Origin of the sequence: Halobacillus amylolyticus (assembly GCF_022921115.1) — a bacterium.
In the GTDB taxonomy this organism is placed as follows: domain Bacteria; phylum Bacillota; class Bacilli; order Bacillales; family Halobacillaceae; genus Halobacillus_A; species Halobacillus_A amylolyticus.
This window is the reverse complement of sequence record NZ_CP095075.1, coordinates 1,827,583-1,837,500: the sequence shown is the minus strand read 5'-3', so window position 1 is coordinate 1,837,500 and position 9,918 is coordinate 1,827,583. Positions and strand designations below refer to the sequence as shown.

General features: G+C 35.8%; 11 protein-coding genes and 1 pseudogene (1 of these 12 only partly in view). 4 read left to right on the top strand and 8 right to left on the bottom strand.

All coding sequences use genetic code 11. From position 1 onward, the window contains the following. Both MUO15_RS09555 and MUO15_RS09550 read right to left on the bottom strand, forming a co-directional pair. Positions 1–80 carry the 5' portion of a YqhV family protein gene (locus MUO15_RS09555; protein WP_245035376.1) on the bottom strand. The gene continues 196 nt to the left of window position 1, outside the view, so the window shows 80 of its 276 coding nt (coding positions 1–80); it begins with the start codon at positions 78–80; its stop codon lies beyond the left edge, outside the window. 184 nt (positions 81–264) lie between these two features. After that, positions 265–405, bottom strand: a complete 141-nt coding sequence (locus MUO15_RS09550; RefSeq protein WP_245035374.1) for a hypothetical protein — start codon at positions 403–405, stop codon at positions 265–267. Between the two features lie 274 nt (positions 406–679). On the opposite strand from MUO15_RS09550, the gene MUO15_RS09545 reads away from it, so the two are divergent. Then, on the top strand, positions 680–937 hold the full coding sequence (locus tag MUO15_RS09545; RefSeq protein ID WP_245035372.1) for a hypothetical protein: 258 nt from the start codon (positions 680–682) through the stop codon (positions 935–937). Positions 938–1,162: 225 nt separating this feature from the next. Here MUO15_RS09545 and bglA read toward each other — a convergent pair whose 3' ends face one another. Continuing rightward, positions 1,163–2,602 (bottom strand): 6-phospho-beta-glucosidase BglA, encoded by a 1,440-nt coding sequence (bglA, locus tag MUO15_RS09540; RefSeq protein WP_245035370.1) that lies wholly within the window; start codon positions 2,600–2,602, stop codon positions 1,163–1,165. Between the two features lie 14 nt (positions 2,603–2,616). Further along, the gene (locus MUO15_RS09535; protein ID WP_245035368.1) at positions 2,617–4,524 is read right to left on the bottom strand and encodes a beta-glucoside-specific PTS transporter subunit IIABC; all 1,908 of its coding nucleotides are present in this window, start codon (positions 4,522–4,524) and stop codon (positions 2,617–2,619) included. A gap of 176 nt (positions 4,525–4,700) precedes the next feature. Here MUO15_RS09535 and MUO15_RS09530 point away from each other — a divergent pair, with 176 nt between their 5' ends. Next, positions 4,701–5,411, top strand: coding sequence for a GntR family transcriptional regulator (locus tag MUO15_RS09530; RefSeq protein WP_245035366.1), 711 nt, complete (start codon positions 4,701–4,703; stop codon positions 5,409–5,411). A gap of 336 nt (positions 5,412–5,747) precedes the next feature. Beyond that, positions 5,748–5,936, top strand: a complete 189-nt coding sequence (locus tag MUO15_RS09525) for a YjzC family protein (protein WP_245035364.1) — start codon at positions 5,748–5,750, stop codon at positions 5,934–5,936. A gap of 321 nt (positions 5,937–6,257) precedes the next feature. On the opposite strand, the gene MUO15_RS09520 is transcribed toward MUO15_RS09525, so the two are convergent. After that, complete coding sequence (locus tag MUO15_RS09520; RefSeq protein WP_245035362.1) at positions 6,258–6,416, bottom strand: hypothetical protein; 159 nt, start codon at positions 6,414–6,416, stop codon at positions 6,258–6,260. A 204-nt stretch (positions 6,417–6,620) separates the two neighbouring features. On the opposite strand from MUO15_RS09520, the pseudogene MUO15_RS09515 reads away from it, so the two are divergent. Beyond that, positions 6,621–7,213: pseudogene (locus tag MUO15_RS09515) on the top strand (kinase). A gap of 262 nt (positions 7,214–7,475) precedes the next feature. Here the strand turns inward: MUO15_RS09515 and MUO15_RS09510 are convergent. The 3 genes from MUO15_RS09510 to MUO15_RS09500 all read right to left on the bottom strand — a co-directional run bounded on the left by MUO15_RS09510 (position 7,476) and on the right by MUO15_RS09500 (position 9,901). Continuing rightward, complete coding sequence (locus tag MUO15_RS09510) at positions 7,476–8,480, bottom strand: DUF3231 family protein (RefSeq protein WP_245035360.1); 1,005 nt, start codon at positions 8,478–8,480, stop codon at positions 7,476–7,478. 119 nt (positions 8,481–8,599) lie between these two features. Next, entirely contained in the window at positions 8,600–9,169 is a 570-nt protein-coding gene (locus tag MUO15_RS09505; RefSeq protein ID WP_245035358.1) for a hypothetical protein, read from the bottom strand. Positions 9,170–9,538: 369 nt separating this feature from the next. Further along, complete coding sequence (locus tag MUO15_RS09500; RefSeq protein ID WP_245035945.1) at positions 9,539–9,901, bottom strand: DUF2512 family protein; 363 nt, start codon at positions 9,899–9,901, stop codon at positions 9,539–9,541. Positions 9,902–9,918 lie beyond the last annotated feature (17 nt).

Below are 9,918 nucleotides of genomic sequence, written 5' to 3'. Positions count from 1 at the left end.
GCAGCAGTAATTTCAATAAAACCGGAAATAAGGCGAAGTATAACCATTGCTAAAATTGCTTTCTCTACAAAGAGCCACATGAACATTCCCTCCTGGCTGTCTTCCTTTTAAACTTGCTTCAGGGTGGAGTATAGATTTTCCACTAGAAATTAGTTTATGCGAGAAGACTGAAAGGTTTGTCCTTTTTTTGAGATATCCTTTAGTTTATTTAATGAGTAAAAAGCCTTTTAGCAAGGCTTAATCTAAATTGCATCAACCTAGCTATTATTTTGCATTCTTATGTAACAGGGTTTTTTCAACCATCCATTGAATAAGTCGTTTTTCTTCTTCTCTTAATCCACGTTCTAATTTTTGTTCGGATTCATTTTTTAAATCATTGTATAGCTGTTGTACATGTAGTCGCATTTTCTCTTAGCACTCTTTGACGTAGGAAATATAATAATTAAACTTTAATTTATCATGCCAAGTGAGTAAAATAATAAGCCTTTTAATTATATCGATATTTAAGGAATTTTATGATATGGGCTAAGAACTGAGGACGGGTGAAACAGGAATATACTATACAATAAAACTTTTATTTGTGAAGGTAAATATTAAACACTAATGGGTGCAACAATTCAAGAAGACAGAGCCTTTGTTTAGTGCAATAACGTGGTATAGTATTCTTTAAGAAGTATTAATGGATTTTTTGATTAGGGGTGTAACCGGAGACTACATTGAAAATAAATTTAATGCTTTTCTATCATCAGTAAAAGAAGAAAAGAATTTACAAGAAGTAGTGATGAAAACATTTGAATCTAATATTCGCCCTGTTGAAGGGGATATAATAGATGATCCGGGATTTCATCCGCAATTCCACAATGGATATGAAGTTGCAAAAGTTACTATTACCTATGCTTCTGATGAATGCTGGGTTTCTTTGAACCACTTGCGATAGAAGTCGGGGAAACTAGACTAGAAACGTATATAAAGAAACTTGAAGCGCACGGTTGGCGTGTTGTATCAAAGGAAGAATTAGAAATTCCGTAAAATTAGTAAAAAGTCTCCAACATTAGTTTGTTGGACCTTCAATTAAAGAGGCATTCATATTACGAACTATCCCCGAATAAGGAATACTTATTCGGGGATAGTTCACCACTTTGGTTAGTAGATTTTTAATTCATTACAATTCTTCACCATTCGTTTGAATGACATGTTTATACCAATCAAATGAAGCTTTTTTAGAGCGCTTCATTGATCCATTTCCTTCATTATCACGATCCACATAAATCATCCCGTAACGTTTTTTCATTTCACCTGTTGTAAACGACACAATATCTATGATTCCCCACGGCGTATAACCCATTAAATCAACACCATCATACGTTACTGCTTTTTCTAATGCTTCAATATGTGATGTTAAATATTCGATTCTTTGTGGATCATGGATTGAGCCATCCTCTTCTAAAGTATCCACAGCACCAAATCCATTTTCTACGATAAATAATGGAATTTGGTATCGATCGTATAAACGATTCAATGTATATCTCAATCCAGTTGGATCAATCGCCCAACCCCAATCACTAGATTTGATGTACGGATTTTCTACCCCATTAGGTAAACCACCATTAACGATATCTCCAGTATTATTGTTTTCTACATCACTTTTAACGGTTGTAGACATATAGTAACTGAACCCTAGATAATCAACCTTACCGTTTTTTAAGATTTCTTCATCGCCGTCTTCGAACTTGATCGTATATCCTTCTCTTTCAAATTCTTTTAAAGCGTAGGTAGGGTAATAACCGCGAACTTGTACATCAGGGAAGAAGTAGCGTTGTCTCATTGATTCTTCAGCTAACATGACATCCTCTGGGTTTGATGAATAAGGATAAATGGGTACGTGTGAAACCATTGCACCCATTTCGAATTCTGGGTTAATTTCTCTTCCTTTTGAGACAGCTAATGCACTTGCAAGTAATTCATGATGTCCTGTTTGATACATGACTTCTTTAGCGTTTTCGCCTTTCTCTACAACCACACCCGAGTTTGTCCATAAAAATAAGGGGTTATTGACATCCATTTTGTTATTGATTTCGTTAAATGTCATCCAGTATTTCACTTTATTCTTATATCGATTAAAGCAAACTTCAGAGAACTTTGCGAAAAAGTCCACTACTTTTCTGCTTCTAAATCCACCATATTCTCGTGCTAAATGTAATGGCATTTCAAAGTGAGATAATGTAATGACAGGTTCAATTCCATGCTTCAGTAATTCATCAAATACATTATCATAGAATTGTAATCCCTCTTCATTAGGTTCAGCTTCGTCACCCTTTGGAAAAATTCTGCTCCATCCGATCGATGTTCTTAAGCATTTTAATCCCATTTCCCCAAATAAAGCAATATCTTCTTTATAGTTATGATAGAAATCAATGGCTTCATGGTTCGGGTAAAACTTATCATCTTCAATTGTTTCTGTTATTTCTCTTGGGACGCCATGGGCACCTGCTGTCATGACATCAACGACACTTGGTCCTTTACCTGCTTGGTTCCATCCCCCTTCGAATTGGTGAGCCGCTAAAGCTCCGCCCCATAGAAAATCTTCTGGCATCTTACTCATATTTTATTCCTCCTTTATTTTACTACCGTCATCAATTTCTCATTTAATGTACTATCTTTACGCTCTTCGATGATAATTTCTTCATAGTCACCTGAGTTCGTTATGATAATAGGTGTAATCGTCTCTAGTCCTTCATTGTGGATTATTTCTCTATCAAATTCGACTAGTACATCACCTTGCTGGAATTCATTGCCATCTTCAATATTTAAAGTGAAAGGTTTTCCATTTAATTTAACTGTATCTAAACCAATATGCACGAGTAACTCCACACCAGCTTTTGAACGTAAACCGATCGCATGCTTTGTATGTGCAATCATAACGACCGTTCCATCAAACGGGGCATATATTCCGTTAGCTGATGGCTCTATCGCTACTCCCTGTCCCATAGCACCTGAGCTAAATACTTCATCGGGGACCTCTGAAAGCGACATCACCTTCCCAATAAGTGGGGCAACTATGGTTTCTTCATTATTCTCAGGATGGTTTTGCTGGAACTCAGTCCCCCGCTGCCCTTGCTCATCTACTAAGTTTTCATTACCAGCCTTTTTCGCTTTATCTTCCCCATAACCGAAGATTTGAATTAAAACGACAGGAAGAATAACTGCAATGACAACACCTAATAAAATTCCCCATATAGACAAGGGATAATCTGCATCGATCCCATTTACAATGGTTAGAGGTCCTGGTAATCCAGCATAGGCAAAGTAATAGGGATTAAAGATACTCGCGGCGATGGCACCCACAGCACCTGAAATACATCCAAATATAAACGGTTTCTTAAATCTCAAAGTCACCCCGTAAATGGCTGGCTCTGTAATGCCAAATAATCCAGTTATACCAGCTGAGGCACTGACTTTTCGTACTTCTTGACTTTTTGCTTTTAGAAAAACCCCCAATACCGCACCAACTTGTGCCACAACGGCAATCGTTTGATACGCTTGGAAAGAATCTCGACCGTATAAATCAAAGTTCGCTAATACCATAGGGGTGACGCCCCAATGTACACCAAAAATAACTAGGATTTGCCATAGCCCGCCAATAATAGCTCCAGCTACAGCAGGTGCGTTTTCTGCTAAGAAATTATAACCATCAGCAATCCCGTTTGCTCCAATGGTTGAAGCAGGACCAATTAATAAAATCGTTAAAGGAATCATGATGATCATACATAAAAATGGGACAAATAACGGGCGAATCACTTCATTCATGTTCCTATTTAAAAATCTTTCAAGATAGGACAGAATCCAAACTAAAAAGAGTGGCGGCAAAACCGAAGAGGTATATACGGTTTCAGATAATGCAATACCTAAGAAAGTAATGCTGTTTCCTGCTGCAATTTGTGCTGCCATTCCTGCCCATGTCGGACTAACTAATGCAGCGCAACAGGCTACGGCTATATACGTGTTTGTCCTAAAATGTTGGGATGCTGTTATGGCAATAAAAATAGGCAAAAAAGTAAAAGGTGCCCATGAGATAAAGCTTAAAACTTGATAGGTTCCCGTTTCTATAAAGCTATCTGAGAATAAATTAATTAATATTAATGAACCTTGTAAAATACCAGCTGCAGCTAAAATATACACAAACGGTGCAAAAACGGCTGACATGGTTGCAATGACACGGTTTAAGATCCTTCCTTTGTTTCCACTCTCTCCTTCCGAAGTGTCAACGTTTACTAAACTTGCAAATTCATCATAAACTTCTCCTACGTGTTGACCAATAACAACCTGGAATTGTCCGTTATTTTCTACGGCTGTAATGACCCCAGGCATAGATGATACTTTTTCTTTGGCCTTTGGTTTAGACCGCTTAAGTACTAATCTAAGTCTAGTTGCACAACGTGTAGCTCCAATGACATTCTCTTCTCCGCCAACAGCTTCTAGAATATCTTTAGCAAGTTTGGGATAATCTCTAACCTTTTCTGCCAAGTTTACACACCCCTTTATTTATTTTTTAATACGCTTACATTATAATTGTATCGGTACAATTAATCAATACCTAAACAATTGTATTGTTATTGCACAATTTTATAGGATGAGCTCCTGAAAGGTTTATGATATAATTCTGATATTGTAGTGGATAAATAAAGTAAAGAGGAATGTTTATGTTAAAGTATCAGGAAATCTCAGATGAAATTGAAAAGTATATTGAAGATAACGAACTTCAACAAGGAGATAAGCTGCCAATATTAGAAACTTTAATGACTCAGTTTGAAGCAAGTAAGAGTACGATTACTAAGTCTTTAGATCTATTAGAGAGAAAAGGGGTCGTCTATCAAGTCAGAGGTAGTGGAATTTTTGTTAGAAGGCATAAGAGAAAAGGATACATTAGTTTATTTTCAAATCAAGGGTTTAAAAAGGAGCTTGAGGGCAATCATTTAACGTCTGAAGCGATTGAATTAGAAGTGAGGAAACCAACAAAAGAAGCGGCTCATAATTTAAATATTGACCTCGATGACGATGTCTATTATGTAAAGAGGGTTCGATATATTAATGGGCAAACATTATGTTTAGAAGAATCGTTTTACAATAAATCCATCGTCACCTATTTGAATAAGGAAATTATCTCTGACTCCATATTTAATTATATTAGTGAAGGATTAGGATTGAAGGTAGGTTTTTCAGATTTATATCTTCGCGCTGACAAACTTAAAGAGGAAGAAGCGGAGTATTTAGGCTTGCAAGAAGGGGATCCTAAAATTTACGTTGAAACCATTTTTCATTTAACCAATGGCCAACCATTTGACTTTTCGAAAATCTCCTATAACTATGAACAGTCACATTTTCTCTTCCAAGCGACTAGTCATTTTTTATGAAAATATAAATATAAGCTTGGTTTCTTATTCAGAGAAATCAAGCTATTTTTGTTGCCAGTGCTTGCCCCCGAAATGGGAATGAATTAACCCTCCTAGCACCTTCCTATGTACAGGGAACGCCTCCACTAGATGAATAATAGATCAAAGAGACTGACCTTTAACTATAGTCAGTCTCTTTTTAATATAGTTCAGAACACTACAATACAGTTACAAGTTTTTTACAAATAGTAAACTTAGGATTAAATGCGTTTAATCACTTGAGTACTGGGAACAAGTTCTGTAGAAAAGAAAATAAGCCTATTTCTTTTCTAAAATTTATAGCGGAGGTGGAGTAAGATGGCTACAAATAATCAGACGTACAAAACAGGTGAAAAAGCACCAGAAAGCGGCAAGTACAAGGTTAAGAGTTTAGTCAGCGGCGGTTCTTCTAATCAAGATGACACGGAAGTCAAGATAGAGGAAGGAGAGCAGCTTCCCCCTTCTCCGTCAAGCAATGAAGCCGCACACTGGGTGAAAGTCTCATAATTATTTAAAAAGATGTGAAAGTACCTGGAGGAAGAGGTGAGTTCTTCCTCCAGGTACTTTTTTAAATTGGTTTTAAGGGAAGTAGATATGGATGAAATCTTAGAATTTAATGTAGAAGGGTGTATCAATAATGGATATTGGGTGTTAGGAGGGCGTAGTGAGAGTACAGGAAGTGCTCATGGACTCCTACTGGGAAACTAGACTTAATGACAAATCTTGTTACAGCGAGTTTGTCTATAACTACATTATCTAAAAATTCCGCCGATAACTAGTGTTACCGGCGGAATTGGCTAAAATGGTCGGATAGATCGGAAATCGTTACTATACCCCTTTTAGATTATAGAAGCTTTCCTTAATAATACCTGCAGCAACAGCAACAATATTTCTTCTTATTTTTCTTTTTACAAGGATCATAATAGTCACAAGGATCATAACAATCATCTTTCTTTTTACAAGGATCATAATAGTCACAAGGACCATAATAATACTCTTTCTTTTTACAAGGATCGTAATAACACATAAGATACCCCCTTTCTATACTTTCATAGTATGATAGTTAAGAGGAATTAGATTGGATAGGTTACATAGTAAAAAAATACATTTTCTTTAGATCAATTTTATATAGACGGATGACACAGGAACAATAAACTATATCATAAAACTTTTAGGGGAGGGGGCACTGTTTTGAAAAATGAGATACTTACTATATTTAAAGAAATTCCAAAAGTTGAGAGAGGTCAAAAACTTGTTCTTGGGATAGACGGGTTAAGCCGTTCAGGTAAAACAACATTTGCCAAAGAGGTTAATCAGTTTCTACAAGAAAATAACGTTACGGTTTGTATTCTTCATATAGATGACTACATTGTGGATAGAAAAAGACGTTATAATACTGGATTTGAAGAGTGGTATGAGTATTACCATTTACAATGGGATGTGGAGTGGTTAAAAGATAATTTGTTTAAGAAACTGAAGACGGCCAGGAATTACCTCTACTGACTTACGATAATCACTCCGATACACAAAAAACAGAAGTAGTTAAAATACCGGATACTTGTCTAATGATAATTGAAGGGGTATTTTTGCAACGCAGGGAGTGGAGAATGTTCTAGAATTATATGGTTTATTTGGATTGTCCAAGAGATAAGAGGTTTAATCGTGAAAGTAATGTCACACAGAGAAACTTAAAAAAATTTAGAAATAGATACTGGAAGGCAGAGGAATATTATATGGAGATAGAAACTCCGAAGAGGAAAGCTGATTTGGTCTTTCAAAATTAGGGTTTGTGAAGGTAAACACTAATGGGCGCAACAATTCAAGAAGACAAAGCCTATGCTTATTGCAATAACGTGGTATAGCATTCTTCAAGAAGTATTAATGGATTTTTTTATTAAAAGTACCTGGTCAAAGAAGTGAGTTCTTCCCCAGATACTTTTTAATTTTAATTAGATGAATATGAAAAAGAACCTCTTTAAAGTAAGAAAAAATATATTATGCGAGCCTAAAGGCAATAGCTTTTAGATATCTCATGATTATACATTTTTAATCTTTTGCCAAGTCTTTTCGATTAGAAGCAGTTGGCGGCTTTTCTAACCATTTGTTTGCAATCATTATATTTACACCGTCTTCTGCATATTTTAGTGTTTCTGTTAGTAAACGCGAATAGTCAATAGCTAAGTCACTTTTTTGACTTTCGGAAATAGCTACTCCATAGTTGCCAATCCCCGAATACATCATAAGGCTGAAGTGGTACATTATTAATTTATCTGAAAAGGGAGATTCTTTAGACTCGGTAATTCCCTGTGCTAATGATGTAGGAACTGGTAGTGAATTATAGCTTAAATAATCACTAAATACTTTTATGTGTTTTAACGCTATGTCCTTTCCCCTTAAGATATATTTACGCACTTTATTTGACTCAACCACTTGACTAAATCCGGTTGCTAAAGCTACACCTAATTGATTCGTTTGAATGTTTGAATATAGGTCTGAAATTTCAATCCCTGTCAGTGCACGGCCATTTCCCAGCCCTTCTAACATAAAGGATTGCTTTTGAACAAAGTCGACACCCTTCGGACTTGGAATATATGGTGGTCTAACAGCTATTCCTTTTTCTAAAAGCAGTTGGGTTACCTCATTATTCAATTCCATAGTTGATGTCATGCATTTTGAAAAAAAGGAAAGAATATCTTGACGATAGATATTGGGCAATGCCCTAGAAAAAGTAGCTAGCCCCCCTTTAGACATATGTTTAATATATTGTAAATAAAAATCGTCTGAAAAAAGACGTTTTGCCTTTAAATTTACATCTTGATCACCAAAGGCTTGAGGTATTTGAATGGCTTCATCCGTAAAAATTTGTCTTATAATCTCAACATGCTGCTGTGATATGTCTAAAGCATGTGTTGCAACCCTTTTAATTTCCATATCATCAATATGCTGAAGAAAATGATTAACCATACAAATAGACATGGTGTCGGCCTGATAAGTAGTCCATAGATAGGACATTTCTGCTGATGTTAGCCTTATATTATGTTCTGTCTCCATTGGGTACCCACCTTCAACTTATTTTGTATTAGATAGGTTCTCCTTAATAAATTATAATATGAAAGGCATGATGTTTTTCTATTAGTACTTCCTTGTATAGGATCTCCATACAGAGGAACTTACGCTTTTATTTTCATTCCCTTAAATTTGCGGAAAAGTTTCGTCATCCAAAGAGCAATGAAGACAACAGCTATATCAATCAAGAATAAATAGGTTAGGTTCATATTCTTATGCATTTTCAACAAATTTACAGCATCAGATAGTCCGCCAAATCCGTATGCAAAAATAAGGGATAAAATAATAGCATGAATGTAGAAGTTTTTTTCCCTATTCATACAATACTGATATAACAGCATAAATGTAACGGGGAATAAAACAGCCGTAACGTTAACACCAACCGGGAACAAATGGGTGAGGCTGTGCGGATGAACGAGGTAATTACTTTGATTTAAAGCGCTATCTGCATATGACCATAATATATGTGTTGTGTAACCAAAGAAGCAAATTTCGAATAGTCTAGTCTTGTCTATTTTGAAGTATAGGACGAGGAGTGGGATCAAAACACTCGCTATATTAAACCAAAAGTACCATGTATCTATACCTGAGTACAGGTTCCAATGCTCAGTTATTAGGCTGCTAAGCTGTTCCTTTTGTTCATAAATTTTGTGATAAAGCTTTGTTTCACTCATAACAATCCCCCGAAAACTATCCTTGTTTTAGCTTTAGCTTGTAAAATAGTTCTTATTCAGCTATATGCTGTGAAAAGCTAAGGGGATAATTCCCACAAAGGGAGAGTGTTTATTAACACTTGGCGCAGCTTGAATATAATTAGTTAAATCATTCCTATGCTTTAAAGAACGGACGCATTTGGGGAATGATTCTTAGGTTCAACTATGAACAGTTAATTAAAAATAGCATTTTTTGAAGAATTTTCATTGGATAATTAAGGGGTATTTTGTATTTATCAGAAAGAAAAACTTCTTTAGTGGGTTTATTTAAAAAAGGTGTAGCCCCTGTTAGGAGCTACACCACGCATTTTTAATGACTATATGAAGTTCTTAATCTTTTGTTGGCGCCAAGAGTTTTTTTGAAATATAAAAATGGAAGAAATATTCACCTAGCGCGATGACTACCGCTGTAATAGCTGCTGCTCCTGCCATTGTTCCCAGTTCCATACCTGTTAGAGCTATCCCAAGTAACCAGATAATTAAGAACGTAACTCCAAAGTCTGCCATAGTAGCTGTAATGTTATTGGTTTTAGGTAAAATATAGAGATCCCCAAGAACATAGGAAGCAGCGCCTAAGACGATAGTTAAAATGAGTGTGTTAATAAAAGAAATTCCAAACCCTAAACTAAGGATTACATACAGGACTACAAGTGTCATAATTCCTTTGATCGAAAGTGCTTTTACATGACCCAGCGTGTCTCTCCTCCTGT